At 71.4% G+C, this 23,432-nt stretch carries 16 protein-coding genes and 1 pseudogene; 6 read left to right on the top strand and 11 right to left on the bottom strand.

The window, feature by feature from the left end; translation table 11 throughout:
• Nucleotides 1-29: 29 nt before the first annotated feature.
• From ABT025_RS15620 to ABT025_RS15600, 5 genes and pseudogenes are all read right to left on the bottom strand, one after another.
• The gene (locus ABT025_RS15620; RefSeq protein ID WP_350994152.1) at nt 30-2,270 is read right to left on the bottom strand and encodes an MMPL family transporter; all 2,241 of its coding nucleotides are present in this window, start codon (nt 2,268-2,270) and stop codon (nt 30-32) included.
• A 192-nt stretch (nt 2,271-2,462) separates the two neighbouring features.
• Complete coding sequence (locus ABT025_RS15615) at nt 2,463-3,206, bottom strand: Clp protease N-terminal domain-containing protein (RefSeq protein ID WP_350994150.1); 744 nt, start codon at nt 3,204-3,206, stop codon at nt 2,463-2,465.
• Between the two features lie 153 nt (nt 3,207-3,359).
• Complete coding sequence (locus tag ABT025_RS15610; protein WP_350994148.1) at nt 3,360-3,857, bottom strand: peptidylprolyl isomerase; 498 nt, start codon at nt 3,855-3,857, stop codon at nt 3,360-3,362.
• Between the two features lie 129 nt (nt 3,858-3,986).
• Nucleotides 3,987-4,337, bottom strand: a pseudogene (locus ABT025_RS15605) (mycothiol transferase).
• Between the two features lie 300 nt (nt 4,338-4,637).
• Nucleotides 4,638-5,447 (bottom strand): LysR substrate-binding domain-containing protein, encoded by an 810-nt coding sequence (locus tag ABT025_RS15600; protein ID WP_350994146.1) that lies wholly within the window; start codon nt 5,445-5,447, stop codon nt 4,638-4,640.
• 58 nt (nt 5,448-5,505) lie between these two features.
• On the opposite strand from ABT025_RS15600, the gene ABT025_RS15595 reads away from it, so the two are divergent.
• The 4 genes from ABT025_RS15595 (at nt 5,506) to rox (ending at nt 11,644) form a co-directional block, all read left to right on the top strand.
• Nucleotides 5,506-5,895, top strand: a complete 390-nt coding sequence (locus ABT025_RS15595; protein ID WP_350994144.1) for a DUF5997 family protein — start codon at nt 5,506-5,508, stop codon at nt 5,893-5,895.
• A 449-nt stretch (nt 5,896-6,344) separates the two neighbouring features.
• Nucleotides 6,345-7,991, top strand: a complete 1,647-nt coding sequence (locus ABT025_RS15590) for a TlrC/CarA/OleB/SrmB family ABC-F type ribosomal protection protein (protein ID WP_350994142.1) — start codon at nt 6,345-6,347, stop codon at nt 7,989-7,991.
• Between the two features lie 92 nt (nt 7,992-8,083).
• On the top strand, nt 8,084-9,883 hold the full coding sequence (locus tag ABT025_RS15585) for a hypothetical protein (protein ID WP_350994140.1): 1,800 nt from the start codon (nt 8,084-8,086) through the stop codon (nt 9,881-9,883).
• Between the two features lie 318 nt (nt 9,884-10,201).
• A complete protein-coding gene (gene rox, locus ABT025_RS15580; protein ID WP_350994138.1) occupies nt 10,202-11,644 on the top strand; it encodes a rifampin monooxygenase in 1,443 nt (480 codons plus the stop codon).
• 98 nt (nt 11,645-11,742) lie between these two features.
• Here rox and ABT025_RS15575 read toward each other — a convergent pair whose 3' ends face one another.
• Nucleotides 11,743-12,483, bottom strand: a complete 741-nt coding sequence (locus ABT025_RS15575) for an esterase/lipase family protein (RefSeq protein WP_350994136.1) — start codon at nt 12,481-12,483, stop codon at nt 11,743-11,745.
• Between the two features lie 142 nt (nt 12,484-12,625).
• Between ABT025_RS15575 and ABT025_RS15570 the strand changes: the two genes are divergently transcribed.
• Entirely contained in the window at nt 12,626-13,225 is a 600-nt protein-coding gene (locus ABT025_RS15570) for a hypothetical protein (RefSeq protein WP_350994134.1), read from the top strand.
• A gap of 229 nt (nt 13,226-13,454) precedes the next feature.
• On the opposite strand, the gene ABT025_RS15565 is transcribed toward ABT025_RS15570, so the two are convergent.
• The 4 genes from ABT025_RS15565 to ABT025_RS15550 form a co-directional block, all read right to left on the bottom strand.
• Entirely contained in the window at nt 13,455-14,000 is a 546-nt protein-coding gene (locus ABT025_RS15565) for a flavin reductase family protein (protein ID WP_350994130.1), read from the bottom strand.
• Nucleotides 13,997-14,518 (bottom strand): NADPH-dependent FMN reductase, encoded by a 522-nt coding sequence (locus ABT025_RS15560; protein ID WP_350994128.1) that lies wholly within the window; start codon nt 14,516-14,518, stop codon nt 13,997-13,999. The genes ABT025_RS15565 and ABT025_RS15560 overlap by 4 nt, the downstream gene beginning before the upstream one ends.
• A gap of 414 nt (nt 14,519-14,932) precedes the next feature.
• Nucleotides 14,933-16,432: an MFS transporter gene (locus tag ABT025_RS15555; RefSeq protein WP_350994126.1), complete on the bottom strand. Its 1,500-nt coding sequence runs from the start codon at nt 16,430-16,432 to the stop codon at nt 14,933-14,935.
• A 98-nt stretch (nt 16,433-16,530) separates the two neighbouring features.
• Nucleotides 16,531-16,905 carry a cupin domain-containing protein gene (locus ABT025_RS15550; protein ID WP_350994124.1) on the bottom strand — a complete coding sequence of 125 codons (375 nt, stop codon included), beginning with the start codon at nt 16,903-16,905 and terminating at the stop codon, nt 16,531-16,533.
• A 73-nt stretch (nt 16,906-16,978) separates the two neighbouring features.
• Between ABT025_RS15550 and ABT025_RS15545 the strand changes: the two genes are divergently transcribed.
• Nucleotides 16,979-17,452, top strand: a complete 474-nt coding sequence (locus ABT025_RS15545; RefSeq protein ID WP_350994122.1) for a MarR family winged helix-turn-helix transcriptional regulator — start codon at nt 16,979-16,981, stop codon at nt 17,450-17,452.
• A gap of 203 nt (nt 17,453-17,655) precedes the next feature.
• Here ABT025_RS15545 and ABT025_RS15540 read toward each other — a convergent pair whose 3' ends face one another.
• Nucleotides 17,656-23,343 carry an ATP-binding protein gene (locus tag ABT025_RS15540; protein ID WP_350994120.1) on the bottom strand — a complete coding sequence of 1,896 codons (5,688 nt, stop codon included), beginning with the start codon at nt 23,341-23,343 and terminating at the stop codon, nt 17,656-17,658.
• Nucleotides 23,344-23,432: the final 89 nt, after the last annotated feature.

The raw sequence follows: 23,432 nt of genomic DNA, 5'->3' as shown, positions 1-23,432 counted from the left end.
GGACGGACGGGCGGGACGGGCGAGGGCGGTCAGGGGGCCGGCAGGGGCGGGACCGACTCGCCCTCGGTGTCGATGCGGGGGAGCACCCGGTCCAGCCACCGTGGCATCCACCATGCGCTCCGGCCCAGCAGCGTCATCACCGCGGGGACCAGCAGCAGCCGGACGATCGTGGCGTCGACGAGCACGCTGACCGCCAGTCCGAGCCCCAGCATCTTGACCACGATGTTGTCGCTGATGACGAAGGCGGCGAAGACGCTGACCATGATGAGCGCGGCGCAGGTGATCACCCGTGCGGTGATCTCCAGCCCGTGTGCCACCGCGCCCTTGCTGTCCCCGGTCCGCAGCCAGGCCTCGTGCACCCGGGAGATCAGGAACACCTCGTAGTCCATGCTCAGACCGAAGACGATGGCGAACATCATCATCGGCACATAGCTCTCGATGGGCACGGTTCCCGAGACTCCCAGGGACGGCCCGCCCCAGCCCCACTGGAAGACCGCCACCACCACCCCGTACGACGCGGCGATCGAGAGGAGGTTGAGGACGGCCGCCTTGACCGCGACGAGGACGCCCCGGAACACGATCAGGATGATGATGAAGGCGAGCCCGACCACGACGGCGATGATCAGGGGGAGCCTGCGGGTGATGATGTCGAGGAAGTCCTCCTGGGCCGCGGTCGTACCGGTCACATAGGCGGAGGCGGAGGTGCCCGACACCCCCTGCGGCAGGACGTCGTCCGTGAGGTGGTTGAAGAGCGTGGTCGTGCCCGCATCCTGCGGGGCCTCCTTGGACAGGGCCGTGCCGATGAGGAGCGCCCCGTCGTCGGTCGGCTGCAGCGGAGTGACGCTGGCCGCACCGGGCACGTCGGTGAGCGCCTTCTGCAGATTGCTCGCCAGCGCCGAGCGGTCCGCGCTCGGGACCGACTGCTGATCGACGACCAGGGTGAAGGGGCCGTTCGCGCCGGGCCCGAAGCCCGTGGAGATCAGGTCGAACGCCCGCCGGTCGGTGAAGCTCGTCGGATCGGCTCCGTCGTCGATGTGCCCGAGACGGATGGAGAACAGCGGGATCGCGAGGACGCCCACCACGACCAGCCCGGTGAGCAGGAACCACCAGGGCCGCCGCTCCACCCGCTGGGCGTAGCGGTGCCAGCCGCCCGTCGCCGCGGTGCCGGGGCCGGCCCCGCCCTCGGCGACCGGGGTCCGCACCCGGTAGCGGTCGATCCGCCGGCCGACGAGACCGAGCAGGGCCGGGACCAGGGTGAGGGCGCCGATGACCGCGGTGATCACGGTGACGGCGGCCGCGGCGCCCAGCTTGCCGATGAAGCTCACCCGGGAGACGTACAGACCGGCCAGCGCGACGATGACGGTACAGCCGGACACCAGGACGGCGCGTCCGCTCGTGGCGACCGCCCGGCCGGCGGACCGTACCGGATCGGCGCCGTCCATGACGAGCTGACGGTGACGCGTGATCAGGAAGAGTGCGTAGTCGATCCCGACACCCAGCCCGATCATGGTGGCGAGCGTGGGCGAGACGCTCGCGAACGTGGTGGCCGCGGCCACCAGCGCCAGACAGCTCAGCCCGACGACCACGCTGATCAGCGCGGTGATCAGGGGGACCCCGGCGGCGATGATGCTGCCGAACCCGATGAGCAGCACGACCACCGCGACGGCGAAACCGACGGCCTCGCTGGTGAGGTCCTTGGTCTCGGGCCTGGCGAGCTCTCCCAGCGGGCCTCCGTACTCGACCTCCACGCCGGCCGATCGCAACGGCTTCACCGCCGTGTCGACCTGGTCCAGATAGGAATCGTCCAGCGAGGTCGGGTTCACGTCGAACCGGACGGTGATGTAACCGGTCTGGCCGTCCTTGGACAGCGAGGTGGATGTCGAGGAGGAGGACGAGGGCAGCGGGTTCTGGGCGGACAGGACGTGCGGCAGCTTCTGGAGGTTCGCCACCACCTGGTCGACCTGGCTCGCCACCTCGGTCAGGGGTTTCTTCGCGTCGTGCAGGACCACCTGAGCCCCGGTGCCGCCCGCCGCCGGATCGTGCGCCTGCAGCAGCTCGGCGCCGGTGTTGGACTGGGTGCCGGGCAGGTTGAAGTCGTCGGAGTACGTCCCTCCGAACGCGCTCTGGAGGGCGTGCAGCCCGCCGAGGGCGACCACCCACAGCACGATCACCACGACGAAGTGGCGCGCACACCATTCGCCCAGCCGCAGCAGCCACCCCCCGCCCGAGCGCGCCGGTGGGGTGTACGTACTGCTGCTCGGCGGGGCCATGGCGCTCTCCGGAGAAGGGGACGGGCGTCTGCCGGGGCGCTTCGCGTCCCTTGTGTCCACTTCGAGAACGTAGAGGCGGGCACGGAAGCCGTGGCTCGCGACACGTTCGCCGGCCTGCCCGTTCCGCCGCACGGCCGGTATCGGCGGCAGACCCGAGCCACCGGCGCCGGAGAGCGCCCCGGCCCCGGCGGGTCAGTCCTTCTGCTGCGCGCCGACGATGAGCGTCAGCGCCTCGGTGATGGCGGTCTCCGCCGTCGCCTTGTCGAGCCCGAGGCCGGTCAGCAGCCCCGCACCGTCCTCGTGCTCCAGCAGGGCCAGCAGGATGTGCTCGGTGCCGATGTAGTTGTGACCCATCCGCAGGGCCTCCCGGAAGGTGAGCTCCAGAGCCTTGCGCGCGGCGGCGTTGTACGGGATCAGCTCGGGCAGCTCACCCTCGGCGGCCGCCGGCAGTGCCTGCTCGGCTGCCTGGCGGACGGTGTCCGGGGCCACCCCCTGCGCCTTGATGAACGCCCCCGCGAGCGCCTCCGGCTCGCTGAGCAGTCCCAGCACGATGTGCTCGGTCCCGATCTCGGCGTTGCGGGCGGCGCGGGCCTCGTTCTGCGCGGCCATCACCACGTTCTTCGCGCGCGGGGTGAAGCGGCTGAAGCCCTGGCTGGGGTCGAGCTCGGACAGTTCGCCGGGGTCCTTGGCCACGAACCGCTTCTGGGCTGCCTGCCGGGTCACGCCCATGCTCCGGCCGATGTCCGTCCAGGACGCACCGGAACGGCGCGCCTGGTCCACGAAGTGGCCGATCAGGTGGTCGGCCACGTCGCCGAGGTGGTCCGCCGCGATGACGGCGTCCTGGAGCTGGTCGAGCGCGTCGGGGTGGACCTTCTTGATGGCTGCGATGAGGTCGTCGAGTCGGACGGGATGCGTCATGCCCACGGGATTCGTCATGTGTCAACGGTAGGTTGACGGTGCGATGGTGTCAACTGTCGGTTGACACTCGTTGCGTGCGGGGCGCGGCGGTGTCCCGGCATGACAGAACGCGCCGGCCGACGATGTCGTCGGCCGGCGCGTCCGGTGAGCTGTTCCGCGAACGGTCCGGGGTCAGAGGGTCCCGGAGTCGGCGATGGTGACCTTCGCCTTGGTGCGGCCGCTCTGCGAACCGAGGCCCTCGATCTTCGTGACCAGGTCCATGCTCTGCTGGTCGGCGACCTCGCCGAAGACCACGTGCTTGCCGTCCAGCCACGAGGTCACGATGGTCGTGATGAAGAACTGCGAGCCGTTGGAGTTCGGGCCGCTGTTCGCCATGGAGAGCTGGCCGGGCTTGGTGTGCGCCAGCTTGAAGTTCTCGTCGTCGAACTTCGCGCCGTAGATGCTCTTGCCGCCCGTGCCGTCGCCGCGGGTGAAGTCGCCGCCCTGCAGCATGAACTCGGGGATGACCCGGTGGAAGGACGAACCCTTGTAGCCGAAGCCCTGCTCGCCCGTGGCCAGCTGGCGGAAGTTCTCCGCGGTCTTGGGAACGACGTCGTCGTACAGGTTGAAGACGATCCGCCCGGCGGGCTCGTCGTTGATGGTGATGTCGAAGTAAACCTTGCTCGTCATGGAACCATCCTGACATCTGCTCCCGTGGCCCCGACGGGCGGGCGCGTCCAAACACCGCTCACGGGTGACCGGCCGGTGGCATGTGGTGGACACTCCGCCAAAGCCCCAGGCCGTGTCGCGCCTGCTCCGTCACACCCCAGTGCTGCCGTCGATCCGCTCCCGCAGCAGATCGGCGTGGCCGCTGTGGCGGGCGCACTCACCGATCATGTGGGTGCAGATCCACCGCAGGTTCACCCCACCGCCCGTGAAGGGGGCCGTGTCCTCCAGCGACCGTGCCGTGCGTTCGGCCCGGGACACGGCGATCTCCTCCTGCCGGCCGGCGCGGGCTCCCGCGAAGGTACCGGACGCCGGACGGCTCGAAACCCCCGTCGTGACCGCCAGGGCCTGCCGGTGACCCGTCGGCGGGCGGGACGTCCTCGCCGGTCAGCACCGGCGGAACCAGTTCCGCTCGACCTCCGTCAGGTGCTGGACCAGTCCCATCGGAGTCAGTGACGGCGGCGGCACGGAGGCGTGCCGCAACCTGCTCGTCGGTGAGGCCCTCGCATTTCACCGCCACGGTGGCCCGGTGGAAAACGAGCCGGGCGGCCATGGTGGTGTGCTCGTCGGCGTTCAGGGACGTCATGGGGCGTTCGGTGCTCTTCGCGATCACCGATGTTGCCGGCCGGGTCTGCCGGCTGGGTCTGCCGGCCGGATCTGAGAGCTGGGCCTGTCAGCCGGGTCTTCCGAACGGGTCTGCCGGCCGGGCCGCCGCGATCACGGCGAGGCGTCGGCCGCTGCGTCCTACGGCCGGCGGCGGGGCTTGCCGCGCTTGGCGCCCGCAGCTCCCTTGGCGCCGCGCGCGCCGCCCTTCGCACCCTTCGCACCACCGGAGCCGCCCCGCGGGTTCTTCCCCGCCGACGCACCCGCCGCGGGCTTACGCCGAGCACTGCCGGTCTCGGCGCGCTTCGACTTCGGCTTCGGCTGCTCCGCGGGCGCCGTGCTGCGGCCCCGGGAGCTGTTCACGGTCCGACCGCGGACGATCCCGATGAAGTCCTCCACCAGGTCGGTGGTCCTGTCCTCGGGCCAGGACAGGGCGATCCGCGACTCGGGCGCGTCCGACAGCGGGCGGTAGGTGAGGTCCTTGCGGTGGTGCAGACGGGCGAGCGACTGCGGAACGACGAGGACACCCACCCCCGCGGCGACCAGCTCGACGGCGTCCTCCGTCGTGGCCGGGCGCTCGATCGCGGGCTTGCCGGGGAGCCGGTCCCAGCCGAGGGTGTCGTCGAGCGGATGCAGCACGACGTCGTCGGCCAGCTCCGCGAGGGAGACCTCGTCGACCGCCGCCGCCACGTGGTCCTTGGGGATCACGACGACGGTCTGCTCGGTGTAGAGCGGGATCGCGCTGAGGTCCGTACCGTCGACCGGCAGCCGGACGAAACCTGCGTCGGCGCCGCTGTCGCGCAGCAGGGCCGGCGCCTCGGCGGCCGGCACCGCGACGAGGGTCAGGGGGACGTCGGGCAGGCGCTCGTTCCAGATACGCACCCACTTGGTGGGCGTCACCCCCGGGACATACGCGAGCCGGAACGAAGGGGATACTTCCGAGCCTGTCACCCCGCCAGGTTAACCGGTCGTGGTCAGAGGTGGCGCACACGCTCGATACTCTTGAACCATGACGTCGCACCAGACCGCCCAGACCATGAAGGCCGCAACCGCGGCGAAGAAACTGGGTGTGTACCTCGAGGCCACCCCCACCGAGTTCCAGGAGGGTGTCGTCTCGCGCGCCGAGCTGGCGGCTCTCCAGTCCGATCCGCCCGAGTGGCTGCAGGAACTGCGACGCAACGGCCCGCACCCGCGCCCCGTGGTCGCGTCCAAGCTGGGCGTCTCCATCTCCGGCCTCGCCCGCGGAGGCGTCACGGACGCTCTCACCACGGAGCAGATCGACGCGCTGAAGCAGGACAACCCCGAGTGGCTCCAGAAGGAGCGGGCCACACAGGCGGAGGTCCGCAAGGAAACCGTACGCATCAAGGAGCGGAACGCGGAGCGCAAGGACGCGTCCTAAGCGCTGCCCGTGATCCGTGGTGGATCAGCCCGCGGCGTCGGATGCGGTGCATCGCAAGGCGGAGGGGCATCCGCGTACTGGATGTATCCGGGCGCTCCGGCAACGCGGCGAGGTGCCGTAGCCGTCGTCGTGCGCCCGCCAGGGATTACACGACAGCTCCAGCTCGCACCCGACTTCCGAAGACCGACATGTGGGTGGTCTCCGTTCCCTCGCCGACCGGCGGGACGGAGGCCACCCCCACGTCGTTTCCGGCGAAACGGCCGCCGTTCGGCACGGCCGTCGGCCCGAAAAACGGGTGACGGCCGACCCGACCCTGCGTACCGTGGTCCCCATGGGAACGCTGTGATCGCCCCGCCCACGACCGCGTAGAGCTCAGCTCCGCCGTCGTGGTGCCGCGCATTCGTCCGCGAATCCGTTCTGCCGGCACGGCCGGGAACAGGGGCTCATCCATGCACCCAGCACACTCAGCACAACTCTCTCTGCACGGCGTCACCAAGCGTTACGGCGGCCGCACCGTGCTTCGACAGGTCTCGTTCAGCCTCGCGCCCGGCGAGAAGGCCGGCGTCATCGGCGACAACGGGGCCGGCAAGTCCACACTGCTCCGCCTCCTCGCGGGCGAGGAACGGCCCGACACGGGCGAGGTGTCCGTCGTCTCACCCGGCGGGACGGGGTATCTGGCCCAGGCCATCGGACTGACTCCGCAGGCCACGGTCCAGGACGCGGTCGACACGGCACTGGGGGAGCTGCGCGCCCTTGAGTCGGAGCTGCGCCGGGCCGAGTCCGCGCTGGCCGTGGCGGCCCCCGGCCCGGAACTGAGGGCCGCCCTCGCCGCGTACGCGCACCTGACCGAGCGGTACGAGGCGCGCGACGGCTACGGCGCCGACACCCGGGTGTACACCGCTATGCACGGACTCGGTCTGCCCCGGCTCTCCCGGGACCGGCCGCTGGGCACGCTGTCCGGCGGCGAGCGGTCCCGGCTGGCGCTGGCCGCGACACTCGCGTCCCGCCCCGAACTGCTCCTGCTGGACGAGCCGGCCAACGACCTCGACGACCGGGCGGTCGGCTGGCTGGAGGACCATCTGCGGAACCACCGCGGAACGGTCGTCGCGGTCACCCATGACCGGGTGTTCCTCGAGCGGATCACCGCCACGGTCCTGGAGGTAGACGGCGGCCGCGTCTCCCGCCACGGCAACGGCTACGCCGGATACCTCACCGCCAGGGCCACCGAACGCCGGCGGCGCCAGGAGCGGTACGACGAGTGGCGGGCCGAACTCGAACGCGGCCGCCGGGTGGCCGGGAACAACGCCGTCCGCCTGGATGCCATCCCGCGCAAGCTGACGAAGGCCGGTTCCGGAGCCGGTGCGTTCCGTGCGCGCGGGCGTGCCCACGGCGCGATGAGCCGTATCCGCAACGCGAAGGAGCGGGTCGGCCGGCTCACCGCGAACCCGGTGACACCGCCGCCGGACCCGCTGTCGTTCACGGCCCGCATCACCACCGCGAGCGGTCCCGGGGAGACCCCGGCCGCGGCCCTGGACCATGTCGTCGTCGAGGGCCGGCTGAAGGTGCCCGAGCTGCGGATCGGACCGGCCGAGCGGTTGCTGGTCACCGGCCCCAACGGAGCCGGCAAGAGCACCCTGTTGCGGGCTCTGGCCGGGGAACTCCGTCCGGACACGGGCGCGGTGGCGACCCCCGGGAAGACGGGGCACCTGCGGCAGGAGGAGACACCGTGGCCGCCGGGCACGACCGTGCTGTCCGCCTTCGCCCACGGCCGCCCCGGCGACCGGGACGAACACGCCGACCGGCTGCTGTCGCTGGGCCTGTTCGAGCCGGCCGCCCTGCGGCTGCGCGTCGGGGACCTCTCGTACGGCCAGCGGCGCCGCATCGAACTCGCCCGGCTCGTCAGCGACCCGGTGGACCTGCTCCTGCTGGACGAGCCGACCAACCACCTCTCACCCGCTCTCGTGGAGGAGCTGGAGACCGCGCTCGCCGGCTACACGGGCGCGTTGGTGCTGGTCACCCACGACCGCCGGATGCGGACGCGGTTCAGAGGCACCCGGCTGGAAATGAGCGAAGGCGCCGTCACCCGCGGATCCTGAACGGGCGCCATCCCCGCCCCGGCGCCCCGGAACGAGCGCGGCCGTGACACCGCCGCCCCTCCGGGGCGCTCTCATTCCATAGGGTTGCGCCCATGCTGGAGCCGGAGGGAATCGACGACGTCGACTGGGCGGCGCTGGAGCACGCGTACGGACCGGCGCACGACGTCCCCGCTCTGCTGCGGGCGGCCGGATCGACGGACGCCCGGATCCGGGACGAGGCGGTGGACGAGCTGTACACCTCCCTCTGCCACCAGGGATCGGTCTACTCGGCGACAGCGCCGGCCGTGCGCTTCGTCGCCCGGCTCGCACTGGACGGGCCCGGTGACCGGCAGCCGCTGCTGTGGCTGCTGCACGGTGCCGCCGACGGGGCGGGACGCGAACGGGAGCAGGCACGGCGGGCGGTGGCCACGGCCCTTCCGCCTCTTCTCGGGCTCGCGGCGGACCGGGACCCGGATATCCGGCGCACCATGGTGTGGATCGTCGCTGCCTGCGAGGAGGCCTCCCTGCCGCTGCTCCCGCTGCTGCGGGCCCGGCTGGAGACGGAGGAGGACGCCGAGGTGCGGGCGGATCTCGTCACCGCGCTCGGCCTGCTCGACGTCGCGCCGGACATCAGCAGGGCGCGCAACCAGGATCTGCTCTCCGCTCCGGAGCCGTCGGTGCGCAGGGCCGCGGCGACGGACCTGCTGCGTACGGCCCCGCTTCCGCTGCCGCCCGCGCTGGTGGAGACGGCGCTCGACGCCCGGGAGACCGCGCCCGGCGACAGCGACGCGTTCCACCCATGGCCCGCTTCCCATGTCCCGCTCACCCAACGGCTGATGGATGATCCGGATGCGGCCCTGCGTGCCGTCGAGCGGGGGCTGCCGATGGCCTGGGAGCTCACCGAGACCTGGCGCGACCGCGAGCGGGACGTCCTGCCGTGGCTCGCGGCCACGGCGACGGACGCCGAGGACCTGTGCCGGGTGGCCCGCGTGGGTGCCGCGATGCCGGGCGGGGAGACGGCCCCGTGGCTCGAATCCCACCTGCGGGCCGACGACCCCGCGGTCCGGATCGCGGCGACCCTCGCCGCGGTACGGCTGCGCGTGCCCGGTGCGCTCGGCCTCGTCCTGCGGCTGATGGACGAACTGCCGGAGGACGCGGCCTCGCTGCGGCTGACCCCTCTCGGCACGCCCGGCACGGTCGTGACCGCGGCGGTGGAGGTGTTCGGCGCGGCGGCCGAACCGGTGGCCCGGCGGGTCGCGGCCCGGCCCCGTGCCGAGTGGCTCGACGCCCTGCGTCCCTTTCCCGGGCTCGCGGCCGGCTGCGTGGACGACCTGGTCCGGCTGCTGCCCGCGTCGGCCGGGGTGCTCGCCGCGCTGGGGCCTGCGGCAGGCCGCGACGCGGCGCGAGCCCTGCGGGCACGGGCCGCGGCGGGTGACCTCTCGGCAGCGCTGGCGCTGGTGCGGGTCGACGGTCGGGCCGAGCCGGCTGTGCAGGCGGTGCGCATGCAGCCGGACGCGGTGGCCCGACGTGCGGCAGCGGTCCGTGCAGCGGACGAACTCGGCCCAGCGGCAGCTGTGTTGCTGCCGTTGCTGGAAGAACGGCTGAAGGCGCCGACCCGGGAGAGCCGGGCGGGCGCGGCAGCCGCGATCTGGCGCGTCACGGGCCGCACGCACGACACGGCGCCGCTTGTCGCGGACCAGCTGACCCGCCGCGACAGCCTGCACGAACCGCCCCTCGGCGCGCTGCGCGCACTCACGGAGATGCGCCTGCTCCCGGCGGCGGCCCGCCCCGCGGTCGAGCACATCGTCTCCTCACCGCGCCGCGTCGTCAGGGCCTTTCCCTGCGACGGCACCCCGCACCCGGACATCGCGGTGAGGGAGGTGGCACGGGAGCTGCTGGCGGTGACCGGCTGAAGGGACTGGGCGCTCCGGCGCCCCGTGCGGCGGCCGCCCCGCGGCAGCTCGGCGCCGAGCGACGGGCGGGGCGGCCGGGTGCCAGGGACACCAACAACACAGAATCCCGAGCGCCGAGAGCGCGGAGCACCAAGCGCCGGGAGCGCCGAGCGCGCCAGGAGCGCCGAAAAAGAAAGGCAAGGAGGTTTTCCCACCCCTTGCCTTTCTCAAGATATAGCGCACCGGGGGGCTTGCGGCAAGGCCCCGGGGATGCCGCAGGATGATCGACCGCAGCCGGTGCGGCAGGGCCGAAGTCCGATCTCTTGAATGGGTGTTCCGATGATTGACGTGATCGTGGTCGGCGGCGGGCCGACCGGTTTGATGCTGGCCGCCGAATTGCGGCTGCACGACGTGCGCGTGGTCGTGCTGGAGAAGCTGACCGGACCGACGGGGGAGTCCCGCGGGCAGGGTCTCCACGCCCGCAGCGTCGAGATGATGGACCAGCGCGGTCTGCTGGACCGGTTCCTGGCGGTGAGCGAGAAGTTCCAGGTGGGTGGTCTCTTCGGTGGCATCGCCACGGCGTGGCCGGACCGGCTCGACACGGCTCACCCGTACGGCGTCGCCACCCCGCAGCCGGTCACCGAGCGGCTGCTCGAAGAGCGTGCCGTCGAGCTCGGTACCGAGATCCGGCGTGGCTGTGAAGTGATCGGGCTGAGCCAGTCCGAGGACGGGGCCGACGCCGGTGTGACCGTCGAGCTGGCGGACGGCACCGAACTGCGCTCGCGCTACCTCGTCGGGTGCGACGGCGGCCGCAGCACGGTGCGCAGGCTGCTGGGCGTCGCCTTTCCAGGGGAGCCCGCCACGGTCGAGACACTGCTGGGCGAAATGGAGGTGACCGAGGATCCGGAGAAGATCGCCGCCGTCGTCGCGGAGGTCCGCAGAACCCAGCTGCGGTTCGGCGTCGGCCCTGCCGAGAACGGGGTGTGCCGGGTCGTCGTGCCCGCCGACGGCATCGCCGAGGACCGTACGGCCCCGCCGGTGCTGGAGGACTTCAGGAAGCAGCTGCGGGCGGTCGCGGGCACCGACTTCGGCGTGCACTCGCCGCGCTGGATGTCCCGGTTCGGCGACGCCACCCGGCAGGCCGAGCGCTATCGGACGGGCCGGGTCCTGCTGGCCGGCGACGCGGCGCACATCCACCCGCCGACCGGCGGGCAGGGGCTCAACCTCGGCGTCCAGGACGCGTTCAACCTCGGCTGGAAGCTGGCCGCCGCGGTCGACGGCTGGGCACCGGAGGGGCTGCTGGACAGCTACCACGCCGAACGGCACCCGGTGGGCGCCGCCGTGCTGGCCAACACCCGAGCGCAGATCACGCTGCTGGGGACCGATCCGGGTGCGACCGCGCTGCGTGCGCTGTTCGCGAAGCTGATGGACTTCGAGGAGGTCAACCGGTACGTGACCGGGATGATCACCGCGGTCGACATCCGCTACGACTTCGGCGAGGGGCACGGACTGCTCGGCCGCCGGATGCGGGACGTGGAGCTGGAGGGCGGGCGACGCCTCTACACGCTGATGCGTGAGGGGCGCGGGCTGCTCCTCGACCGGACGGGCCGCCTCTCGGTGGCGGGCTGGTCGGACCGGGTCGACCACGTCGTCGACGGCAGCGAGGAACTGGACGTGCCCGCAGTCCTGTTGCGTCCCGACGGCCATGTGGCATGGGTCGGTGAGGACCAGCAGGAACTGCTCGGCCGGCTGCCCCGCTGGTTCGGCGCCGCCGCCCACTGAGCCCGGCCCCGGGTGTCGTGGCCGGCCGCGCACGACCGGTGTCCCGTCCCCGGCACCCGTAGGGGCGGGGACGGGACGTGTCCGGCCGGCGCAACTGGTCAGGAGGCGACGAAGCGCGCGATCTGGCCCAGCACGACCGTGTCCGTCAGGTACCCGATGTGGGTCTGGCAGGCCACGTTGTGGTTCGTCGCACCGCTCAGCTTGGTGCTGGTGTACGGGAGGATCACGCCGTCGCACGCCGAGTACCAGGTGGCGTACGCGGTGTCACCCGGTGTCTCGTCGCCGGAGGAGATCTGGGAGATGAACGACGAGCCCGGGTACATCTGCTGACAGGTCGTGTAGATCAGGCAGGCACTGGCGAACGTGGTTCCGTGGTTCGCGCCCGCGATGGAGGCGAGGTGGCTGACGCTGGTGTTTCCGCCCAGGACCTTCAGGTAGTACTGGCTGACGAGGCCGCCCATCGAGTGATTGACGATCGCGACCTTGCTCGCCCCGGTCTGCGACTTCACGTTGTTGACGAAGGTGGCCAGGCCCTGGGCGTTGGTGACGTTGTTGCCGTAGGAGTTGTACTCGTAGGCGAACAGCTTGGAGCTGGACCAGCCGTTGAGCTGGAAGACGCTCTTGGCGGTGACCCAGTTGGAGGCGTTGCCGGTGTACCCGTGGACGAAGACGACCGGGGTGCTGGTCGACAGGGGCTGAACGGCGGCTTCGGCGGACCGTGTGGCCGACGGGGCGGTGGTCTCGGCCGCGCCGGCCGTCGACATCGAGCCGAACAGGGTGAACGCGACCGCGGCGGCCGCGAGAACGCCGAGAAGCCGGCGGGGTGAACGACGACGCATGGAGCACTCCTGACAGGGGTGTGGGGAGGCGGGGATGCAGATGCCTGCTGGGATCAGAGTCGGGGCGCGGGGCGCGGGCGGCATCGGCGATTTCACCGGTGTCCGGCTCTGATCCGGCGGACGGCCCGTAGCATCGGCGTCCATGGGGACCTTCCTCGACGGACTGATCGAGACACGCACGGCGGGCGGGGCCTGGAAGGCGGAGGCCGATCTGCTCGGATTCGACCTGGGTAAGGCCCGGTACGCCCGCGAGTGCCTGTTCGGCTACGGCGGGAGCCTCGGGGTGCGGCGGCCGCTGTTCGACCGGCGGGGGTGGCCGGAGGACGCCTGCGCGGAGGTGCCGAAGCAGTGCGACGAACTGAACCACAGCCACTCGTACGCGACGGGGGCCGAGATCGCGGCGGTTGACTGGGACGCACCGCTCTGCGACGGACCCGACGGAATCCATGTGGGCGTGTGGCGACCGGGGCCGGACGGCGAGCTCGCCCTGGAGGACGTGGTCTGGGCGCCTGTTGATGTGCTCGACGCGGCGGAGGAACTCTTCGGCGAGGACCTGTTCCCGTCCGAATGGCCGGCGGGCGGTCAGGTTGCTCTGAACGGCTCCGTGTACCGGCCGGTGGTCCTCACGGCCAGGATGTTCGTTCCGCCGGACGGCCGTTGGGCCCCGGTGTGGGCGTCGGTGAAGGTGCTGTCGGCCCGGTACGGGAGTGAGAACGTCCGCCTGGTGGTCTGGTTCGGCTGAGCCGGCCCGGCCCGGATTCCCGGCCGGGCCTGATACGGGTTCGGACACGGCCCGTCCGAACGCACCGGGGGCGGTGAGGACCGCGGGTCAGGTCGCGTTCTCGGACACGGGGGAGCGCCGGGAACAGTGACCTGGTGCACGACGGCGAGCGGGCCCCGCTCTTCGTCGCGCACCAGGTTGTGGGGCGCCCGGCCGGCCTGTCGCGGCTGCCGGGGTGCGTAAGCAGGTCTCAGGAGATGTGCTCGTGGCGCATCCGCGGGAACCGGCCGTCGTGAAAGAGCAGAGGAGTCTCGGGGCCTTGCCCCACCTGGTGTATCCGGAAGGTGATGACCGTGTGGTCGCCCGCGGCGAGTTCCCCGACGACCTCGCAGTCCATCCAGGAGCTCGCGCCCTCGACGAAGAGCGGGCCGTGTCCGGTCACGCGGGTGCTGAGGCCGGCGAACCTGTCCGCATCCTTCGCCGCGAGCTGGCGGCAGGCCGCGCCCTGGTGCTCGGCGAGCACCGAGGCGCCGATCCGCCCGGCCTTCCTCAGGACGGGCCACGTCGAGGAGTCGTTCCGTGCCGAGAACAGTGCCATGGGCGGGTCGTAGGAGACTCCCACCGCCAGCGATGTGGCGACCATGCCGTAGGGCGCCCCGTCGACCACCGCGCAGAGGGCCACAACCGCAGCCGGGAACCCACCGAAAACGGCGCGGACCTGGTCGGAGTGCGCAACCGCGGGCGCGAGGACCGCGGCATCGGTGCCGAACCGCCGATCGAGGCCCGCGAGCGTCATATCGCGCCAGCCTTGAAACCGGAGGCGGCACGGATCTGGCGGAGCCCGACGGCATTCGCCTCGATCCAGGCACCGACCACCTCGTCCGCGCGGTCCACGAGCGGGGTCTCCAGGTAGAGGCCCCTGGTCGGCACCAGGGCTCCGAGTTCGACCAGGAGCGGGCGCAGGTTCACCTCGGGGGCCATGGAGTGGGCGTTGTCGGCCCCCATCATCAGGGGGATGGCGCACACGTCCTTCAGACCGAGGGTCGGGTAGCGGTCGAGGAAGCTCTTCAACAGGCCCGTGTAGGTCGCCTTGTAGGTGGGCGAGGCGAAGATGGCGAGGTCGCTTGCGGCGACCGCGTCGTTCAGCTCCGCCATGCGGACAGAGGGCCACGCGAAGATCTCCGCCACGTGCTCGGCCAGGTCGATCGTCGTGATCTCGTCACCGGGCTCGGCGATGGCCTTCGCAAGTGTTCGAGCCAGGCCGAGAGTTCGCGAACCTGCCTTGGGGTTCCCCGCGACAACGCTGATTCTCACGACAGCCTCCAATCGTCATCACGATGGCGGCGAACAGACCCGTCAACTGCCTGCTCGGCAGCGGCATCCGGGCGCGCGCGCCGGTTCGGAAGGTGCCACCGAGGACGTGTGTCCCGGGGGCGAATCACGCCGCCTTGCGGCACCCCTGCGGACACGGGCCTGGTCGCCGCCCGGTCAACATTTCAACAGTGGATCGCATCAGCTCATGACGCCCCGTCGGGTGCTCGCCGCTCTCCGGCCGGGTCCAGCTGATGCCGGTAGGGGTCATGCCCGTGCACGGTGCGACGGCCTGTGCACGCGGGTTCGGCTTTCAAGCGCGACCTGCCTGGCGGACCGAGGTCTTCAGCCACGCCAGGCAGGTCGAGCGTTCACCCTGCCCCCCTGCTTACGGGGCGCTGCGGATCTTCGCAGGGGCTATTCCCCCCCGGCCTGCCCAGCGGGCTGTGTTCCAGGAGCAGGCGCAGGAGCAGGAGTGGGAGCAGGAGCGGGTGGGGCCATCTTCACCAGACCGAACAGCCCGATGAGCAGGAGGACGGCGATGAACGCCGCGCCGCCGCCGAGGGCGTCCCCTGCGGCATTCGCGACAGCACCGTGCGGGGTGCTGCCGTTCCCGAGCGCGTCTTCCAGCCGGGAGATGTAGATCGTGCTGAGGACGGCGATACCGAGGGCACCACCGACCTGCTGCATGGTCTGCAACATGCCCGCCGCAGCGCCGGCGTTCTGCGGCGGCAGACCGGCGAGGACGGTGAAGTTCAGCGAGGTGAAGGCGATGCCGACGCCGATGCCGCACAGGAGCGTGGGCACCACCACGAAGGAGTAGCCGGTGGACGGGGTCATCTGGCTGAGCCAGAGCAGACCGATGATGATCAGCACAGCCGCGGCGATCACGAGGTTCTTCGGGCCGAACTTCTTCACCAGCGGCGGGAAGGTCCACCGGGAGGAGAAGACGCCCAGGGTCAGCGGAACGACCGCGAAGCCGGCCTCGACCGGGCTGTATCCCAGTGAGCCCTGCGCGTACACCATCAGGAAGTAGAGACCGGCGAACATGGCCCCGGGCAGCATCAGCATGCCGGCGTAGGCGGCGGCCCGGTTCCGGCTGGCGAACAGTGCCAGCGGGATGATCGGCTGGGCCACACGCCGTTCGCCGAGCAGGAACGCGATGAGCAGCACGACTCCCACGGCGAAGGCGGCGATCGTCTGTCCACTGCCCCAGCCTCCGTCGGCGGCGTGGGTGAACCCGTAGACGACGGCGATCAGACCGGCAGTGCCGGTGACCGCACCGAACACGTCGAGCTTGCCCTGGATGTGCGGCAGTTGGGGAATGAACCGGACGGCGAGCACGATGATCACGATGCCGATCGGCACGTTCACCAGCATCACCCAGCGCCAGTTGGCCCAAGAGGTGAGAACGCCGCCGACCAGCAGGCCGAGGGAGCCACCTGCCGAGGACGCGGCAGTGTAGTAGCTCAGGGCCCGGGCCCTGGCGGCCGGTGCGGTGAAGGTGGTGGCGATCAGTGACAACGCGCTCGGTGCGGCGACAGCCGCGCCGATCCCCTGGATCACCCGGGTGGTGAGCAACCAGCTGGGGTTCTGGGCAAAGCCTCCTACGAGGGAGGCGATCGTGAACACGGCCACGCCGACGACGAAGACGGTGCGGCGACCGAACACGTCGCCGAGCCTGCCGCCGAACAGCAGCAGGCCGCCGAAGGCCACCCCGTAGGCGTTGATGACCCAGGTGAGGTTGGCCGAGGAGAAGCCCAGCGCCTCCTGGATGGTGGGCAGGGCGGTGGTCACGATCGTCAGATCCAGCATGATCATGAGCTGGCAGGTCACGATCACGACGAGGGCTATCGTTAACCGGCGCTCGGCTGACCGGTCGGCCACCTGGGGTGGTGGGGTCGAGGCTTTCGACATTGCGTTCCTTCGGACGAGGGGACTGACACTGTGTGATCGGCTCACCTGGCGGAGCCGATCACCAGTCAGGAGCGGTGGCCGGAGGGCCTGTGCCGGTGTCAGACGGTCCAGGGGATGGGGTTGGCACCTTCGGTGCCAGGAATGCTCACCAGTGCCCCGGCCTGCATGGCGACCAGCGCCTCAAGGGGCTTGCCGGTGCTGCGGAACTGGCGCACGGACCCGGCCGGCACGACCAGGGCCTGGCCGGCGGAGACCTGCTCGGTCTCGCCGTCGACCGTGAACTCGAAGGATCCGGCGATCGGCATCCAGACCTGGTCCTTGTCGATCACGTGGACGGGGGACTCGCCGCCGTCGATCACCGAGACCTTCCAGGTCGCCACCTGCTCGCTGCCCTGGCTCGGCGCGGCGAGACCGTACATCACGGCAGACGCGGTCTTGATTGTCCGGTCCTCGGACGGGTTGATGATGTTCATGGTGATAGCCTCCTGTGTCAAGTTGCTTGACACAGTCTAATGGGGGCGGGCGAGGATGTGTCAAGATGGAACTATGGAAAGCGCGGATGAACTGACCGACTACGAGCTCATCTACCTTGTCGGGATGACGTTCCAGCTGTTGCTCGGGGAGTTCGTGGGCAGGCTCGACGAGCGCGGTTACGAAGAGATCAGACCGATAGATGGAATGGCGCTCCAAGTACTCAAGGGCGATGGCGCCACCGGCACGGAACTGGCCGCCGAGCTAGGAATTACCAAGCAGGCGGTGAGCGGAATGGTCGCGCACCTCGAGGAGCTCGGCTACGTGATGCGCGTGGAGCACCCGTCCGGTGGGCGCCGTCAGCTGATTCAGCTGACCGAAAAGGCCTATGTGCATCTGGATGTTGCCGGTGCCGTGCTGCATGATCTCGAATCCGAAATCATAGGCCGGACCGGGCGGATATCGATGTACACGCTGCGGATGACGCTGGCGGAGATGATCAGGACGCTGAGCGGAGGCGATATTCCTCCGCTGCGACCAACGTGGTGACCAGGGGTTTCGCTCTCTCCGGAGAGTTCTTTGGGGAGGTTTTCGGACGGCTTGCGGAAGGCTTTCCTGAGGACCTCCCTGACAGCTTTCCGGAGATTTCCGGCACCGTGTCCGCCGAGTCTCCGGAAAGCCGTCAGGGCTATTGCTGATCGAGAGCGGCCGCGACCGATCTCGCAGGTGGGGCGAATTATTCATTTTCACCATCAGCTGTAGGACGTGGCCAGTTCGATGTTCGTATCCTCGAACCCGGAGCCGGCTGTCATCTCGCATGCCGGTCCGGTCCCGAGTGCGTCGATGATTGCGGGGCGCAGCCGCGCCCCGCTGATGATTCTGTCGACCGAGCCGACCTCGACGGCCCGCTGGATCGTGTGAATTCCGTCGAACTCGGCTGCGACTTCGCTGAGTTTCGCCGCCCGGACGGCCTCGGTGACCTCGGCCAGTTCGGCATTGAGCGTGGCACGGTCGGCCGTTCCGGCCCCCGCCACCTTCGCGCGGAGGCCGGCGACGCGGGGGTCGGCGGCGGTGCGCTTGCGGACCTCGCCCGCGAACACGACCGCGGCGGCGGGGGCGCCGCCGAGCACCGAGGCGAACGAGCCCTCCACCGCGAGGATCGTCATGTTCGGGTTGAGCGCCTTGGAGAACACGGCGAACGTCCCGCCGTGGCAGCGCGAGACGATGCAGAACACGATCGGGCCGTCGAAGTTGACGACCGCCCGGCCGATCTCGGCGCCGTACTCCAACTGGAACTTGCGCATCGACTCGGGGGAGCCGTCGAACCCGGACATGTTCGCCACGACCACGAGAGGCCGGTTGCCGGAGGCGGAGTTGATGGCCCGTGCCGTCTTCTTCGACGACATGGGGAACAGCGTGCCGGCGGTGTAGGTGTCCGGGCCGTCGGAGGGCGGGAAACCCTGCCGGGGCACGGCGTGGGACTCGACCCCGAGCAGGCAGACCGGGCGTCCGCCGATGCGGGCGTCCTGGACCACGGACGTCTCGGCGTCGGCCATGTCCGCCCACCGCTCGAGGACCGGGTGGTCCTGGTCGGTCACGGCCCGCATCATCGTGCGGATGTCGAACGGCTTCTTGCGGTCCGGGTTGGACGCGGCGGAGAAGATCTCCCCGACCGTGGTGAAGTCGCTCCCATCGGCCGGATGCGGGTAGCCGCTGATGTCCCGGTCGGCCGGGTCGGTCGTCGGGGCCGGGCGCTGCGACTGCTCGCCGGGCGCGATGTACGCGTAGTCGTAGTGGGTCATCAGCAGCGCGGCCGCGGCGGTGAGGTCCGGTGCCCAGTACTGGGCCTGGCCGTTGGGGCCCATGACCCGGTCGTAGCCGCCGATGCCGAAGTTGTCCTCCGCGGACACACCGCCGGAGAAGTCGAGGGACTGTTTGCCGGTGAGGACCATCGCCGAGTCCGGGGTCATGACCAGGATGCCCTTGGTGTGCATGAGCATGGTCGCCTCGGCGTTCCAGTACGGCTGGCCGCCGACGGTGATCCCGGCGATGACGATGTTGATCTCGCCGCCGGACTGGGTGAACTCGACGATCCGCTTGAGAGCGGCGGCGACCCAGTCCATGTTCTCCGAGCCCGAGGCCATGGAGATCTGCGCCCCGGCGGAGATGGCGAACCACTCGACCGGGACCCGCATCTCCTCGGCCAGGTCGAGCGCGGCGATGACACGGGCGCACTCGGGCTCGGACAGGGCGCCGAGGGACTTCGTCGGGTCGCCGAGCAGCGCCACGCGGGTGATGCCCTCGGGGTACACGGCGGTGGGTGTGGTGATGACGCCGACGACGATACCCGCGGTGTTGTTCCCCTTCGGACGGTCTGCCGGGACGAGGCGCCTGTGCCCGGCGACGGGCCCCACGGCGCGGACCGCCTCGCCGGGTTCGAGGTCGTACTCGGTGAACGTGCCCTTCTCCCCGGCGAGCAGGCCGATGAGTTCGTAGGGGTAGACGGCGCCACGGCGGGCCGCGGACAGGACCTTCTGCCGGTAGTCGTCCAGCGGCAGGACGACGTCGGTGGGCGGCGGGCCGGTGTGCAGCACCGGGGCGCCCACCGCGCCGCCGGTGATCCGCACCGCCGTCTCGGTCAGCTCCCCGGCCGCCCGGCGCTGCCGGAGGACGAGTTGGACCTCTTCCAGACCGGCGTCCGGCACGGACGGGCGGATCCGGCGGATGAGCGGGGCCAGTTCTTGGGCGCCGAGGTCGCCGGCGGGCCACACGTACACGAGGATCCGGTCGGTCCCTGTGATCTTGCCGCCCGGCCGTTGGGACCGGGCGGTGCGGATCGCGTCGAGGCAGGCGGCGAGGGCGTTCTCCACCTCGGGCAGGGCGACCAGCCGGCCGTCGGCGTCGCGCTGCGGGGTCAGCTCCCGGACCTGCCCCATCGCGATCAGCCGCTCGTCCCTGCCGTTGGCCTTCGCGACGGCCCGGAGCAGGTGCAGATCCTCGTCCGCGGACGGCAGCCGGGTGAGGCTGAACTCGCGGAGCCGATCGAGCCGCAGGCGCTCGGCGGTCTGCGGGTGCAGACCGCGGACCAGCCGGTCCTCGGCCAGGCAGCCGTCGTCGTCCGGCCGGAAGGTGTAGTGATGCTGCATGACGGCGGCCGCGGCGCAGGCGACCGTGACGGTGATCCGTACGACCCCGGCAGGCGCAGGCCGCGACGTGACGGCGCCGGTGACCGCCGCGGCGATCTCGTCGGCGGTGGCCCGGCCGGGCCGGCCGACGTAGATGTCGGCGGCCAGACCACCGCCCGGCGTCCGGCCGGACAGGGCCCCGGTGGCCGCGACGGCGTCCGGCAGGCCGGCGATGTCCGTGGTGGTGGCCGCGAAGCGGGTCACGGAGCCCGACCGGTCGGCGGCGAGGGCGTCGGCACGCTCCGCGGTGACGAACCGGTGCCCGGCGATGTCGGTGACGGTGACGTCCGACAGGCGGCGGTTGCCGTAACAGCGGCGGGTCAGGACCTCCAGCAGCGGCGCGTGATCCGGGCCTGGTCCGGCGGTACCCGCCAGTCGCGCGGAGCGGATGATCCGTTGTCCGAGCAGCCGGACGAGGGGTTGGGGGGCGGCGACCATCGCCTGGATGCGGTCGTCGCGGTCGGCGGCTGCCGGGTTCGCGTCGAGACAGCGCAGGTCCGAGCGGACCGCGGCGTACACGCGGGCCCGGCTGCGGCGCAGCAGCGGCTGGGTGAACCAGCGGAGCACGACGCCGCGGGCGAGGTCGGACACGGTGGGGAACTGCGCCCGGGCTGCCTCGATGAGGTGTTCCAGGGCCGAGCGGGCCTGCTCACGGGCGGACTCCGCGGGAGGCGCGCTCGTCTGCCACCGCCGCAGCAGCTCGGAGACGATCACGGCGCCGCCGGTCAGCTGCTGCTGGGCCAGGAAGATCCGGAAGACCGCCCTCTCCAGTTCCGGCGTCCGGTCCGGTCCGCTGACGCCGTAGTGGGCCAGGACCCGGCACAGCCGGGCCCGGACCGCGTCGGGGACCCCGGCACGGTCCACGTCGAGGCTGCGCAGATAGGCGCGGAAGTACTCGCGCGGGCTGTGCACGAAGCTCGCGGAGCCCGCCACGGCCAGGTCCGAGCCCGCCGCCCCGGCAGGGTGGACCGCCCTCTTCCGGCTCAGCTCCGACAGGTCGGCGAAGACGGTGAGCAGGTCCAGTTCCGCGGGGACGAGCTCGTCGCCCAGTTCGGCGCGGGCGTCCAGGTACCCGTCGAGCAGGAAGGTGCGGTCGTCGGCGTCACCGTCGAACCCGAGCAGCAGGCCGCGCAGGTCCCGCAGGCAGGCACCGGCCCGGTCCCCGGCCGCCCCGCCGCCCGCTGCCGCGGGCAGGTCGATGGCCTGCTGCTCCGCCTCCATGGCACCGGCGACCGCCGGGTCCCCGCCGGATACACCGTCCTCCTCGGGCAGCGGCTCCAGGCGCAGCAGCGGCGCACCGGACTCGACCTGGGTGCCGACCGGGGCCGAGCACTCGCGGACCAGGGCCCGGAACGGAGCACGCAGCACCGTCTCCATCTTCATCGATTCCAGCACCAGGACCGGGGCGCCCTCGGCGACCTCGTCCCCGGCGGCGACCGGGGTCGCGACCACCAGGGCCGGGGCGGGAGAGCGGACCACGCCGCCCTCGTCGCGGCTGACCCGGTGCGCGATGCCGTCGACCTCGACCTGGTGCACGGGCCCGTGCACGGAGGCCGTCAGCCGGAACCGCTGCCCGTTGACCGTGATGGCGCCGCTGTAGCCGTCGAACCGTTCCAGCACGGCCTCGGCCACGGCGACGTCGCCGCCGGCCGTGATCTCGGCCCGGAACCGGTCCGGGCCGCGGCGCGCGACCCGCACCCGGTAGGAGACGTCGCGGAGCTTGTAGTCGAGGGGCTGCCCGTGGTCGTGGCGGACCTGGGGCCGCCCGGCGCGGGCGGCGGCCAGCAGCGCCTCCCGGCCGACCTCCTCCTCGTCCTCGTACGCCCCGACCGCCGCGGCGACGAGGGCGATGCCGGAGTGGGCGTGGGTGGCCAGACGGCCCTGTGCGCGGACCCGGTCGATCCAGCCGGTGTCGGCCCAGCCGGCCTCGGTGCTGCCGTGGGTGACCTCGGGCTGGTCCAGCAGGTCCAGGACGAAGCTCTTGTTGGTGGCGCCGCCCTCGATGACGACGCTGGTCCCGGCCATGGCGCGCCGCAGCCGGGCCAGGGCCTCTTCGCGGTCGCGGCCGTAGGCGATGACCTTGGCGATCATCGAGTCGAAGTCCGCGGGGATGGTGTCGCCCTCGCTGACGCCGGTGTCGACACGTATCCCCGGCCCGGCCGGCAGGACCAGGCGGGCGATGCGGCCGGGCGCGGGCGCGAAGTCGCGGTCCGGATCCTCGGCGTTCAGCCGTGCCTCGACGGCGTGCCCGGACTCGGTGGGCCGGTCCCCGGAAAGGCGGCCGCCGGACGCGACGTGCAGCTGCATCCGGACCAGATCGGTGCCGGTGGTCAGTTCGGTGACGGGGTGTTCGACCTGCAGGCGCGTGTTCACCTCGAGGAACGAGAACTGCTTCTCGTCCGGGTGGTAGAGGAACTCCACGGTCGCGGCGCCCCGGTAGCCGACCGAGAGGGCGAGCCGCTCCGCGGACGTCTTCAGGTCCGTGACCTGCTCCGGGGACAGCAGCGGGGAGGCGGACTCCTCGATGACCTTCTGGTTGCGGCGCTGCACCGAGCAGTCCCGCACGCCCAGGGCCCAGGCCGTGCCCTGCCCGTCCGCGATGACCTGGACCTCGACGTGACGTGCGCCGGTCACGAGCCGTTCGAGGAACACCGTGCCGTTGCCGAACGCCCGCAGTGCCTCGGAACTGGTCCGCTCCCACGCCCCGGTGAGGTCGGCCTCCGAGGTGATGACCCGGATGCCGCGCCCGCCGCCGCCGGCGGTGGCCTTCAGCATCAGCGGGTAGCCGATCCGCTCCGCGGCCCGGTGCGCCTCCTCCAGGGTGGCGACCGGGCCGCGGCTCCACGGAGCGACCGGAACGCCGACCCTCTCGGCTATGAGCTTCGCGCCGATCTTGTCGCCCAGCCGGCGCATCGCCTCCGCGGACGGACCGACGAACGTGACCCCGGCCTTCTCGCACAGCTCCGCGAACGCCGGGTCCTCCGCGACGAAACCCCAGCCCGGCCACGCCGCGTCCGCGCCCGACTCGGCCAGGGCGCGCTCCAGGACCGCCATGTCGAGATAGGGGCGGTCCGCGGCCGCGCCGAGGTATACCGCCCGGTCGGCCTCCCGGACGAACGTGGCACCGCGGTCGGCGTCGGTGTACAGCGCTACCGTCTCGGTGACCGTCCCGGTCTGCGCGGACAGGTCACGGACAGCGTGGATCAGCCGCATCGCGGCCTCTCCGCGGTTGACAATGGCAATACGGCTGAACACCGGCCAGGCCCCCTTCTGATTATTCGTGCGGCGCCGGAAATGCTGTGGGACATCAACAGGGAATGGAGACCCAAGGGCTGTCCCGTAAT

Source organism: Streptomyces sp. NPDC002809 (assembly GCF_040295435.1).
GTDB lineage: Bacteria > Actinomycetota > Actinomycetes > Streptomycetales > Streptomycetaceae > Streptomyces.
Note: the sequence above shows the minus strand (reverse complement) of the source record. Positions and strands in the feature narration are given on the sequence as shown.

Bases quoted from the DNA above. Each gene is read 5' to 3' on its own strand.
- ABT025_RS15620 (WP_350994152.1), bottom strand. From the start codon at position 2,270: ATGGCCCCGCCGAGCAGCAGTACGTACACCCCACCGGCGCGCTCGGGC.
- ABT025_RS15615 (WP_350994150.1), bottom strand. From the start codon at position 3,206: ATGACGAATCCCGTGGGCATGACGCATCCCGTCCGACTCGACGACCTC.
- ABT025_RS15610 (WP_350994148.1), bottom strand. From the start codon at position 3,857: ATGACGAGCAAGGTTTACTTCGACATCACCATCAACGACGAGCCCGCC.
- ABT025_RS15595 (WP_350994144.1), top strand. From the start codon at position 5,506: ATGACGTCGCACCAGACCGCCCAGACCATGAAGGCCGCAACCGCGGCG.
- ABT025_RS15590 (WP_350994142.1), top strand. From the start codon at position 6,345: ATGCACCCAGCACACTCAGCACAACTCTCTCTGCACGGCGTCACCAAG.
- ABT025_RS15585 (WP_350994140.1), top strand. From the start codon at position 8,084: ATGCTGGAGCCGGAGGGAATCGACGACGTCGACTGGGCGGCGCTGGAG.
- rox (WP_350994138.1), top strand. From the start codon at position 10,202: ATGATTGACGTGATCGTGGTCGGCGGCGGGCCGACCGGTTTGATGCTG.
- ABT025_RS15575 (WP_350994136.1), bottom strand. From the start codon at position 12,483: ATGCGTCGTCGTTCACCCCGCCGGCTTCTCGGCGTTCTCGCGGCCGCC.
- ABT025_RS15570 (WP_350994134.1), top strand. From the start codon at position 12,626: ATGGGGACCTTCCTCGACGGACTGATCGAGACACGCACGGCGGGCGGG.
- ABT025_RS15565 (WP_350994130.1), bottom strand. From the start codon at position 14,000: ATGACGCTCGCGGGCCTCGATCGGCGGTTCGGCACCGATGCCGCGGTC.
- ABT025_RS15555 (WP_350994126.1), bottom strand. From the start codon at position 16,432: ATGTCGAAAGCCTCGACCCCACCACCCCAGGTGGCCGACCGGTCAGCC.
- ABT025_RS15550 (WP_350994124.1), bottom strand. From the start codon at position 16,905: ATGAACATCATCAACCCGTCCGAGGACCGGACAATCAAGACCGCGTCT.
- ABT025_RS15545 (WP_350994122.1), top strand. From the start codon at position 16,979: ATGGAAAGCGCGGATGAACTGACCGACTACGAGCTCATCTACCTTGTC.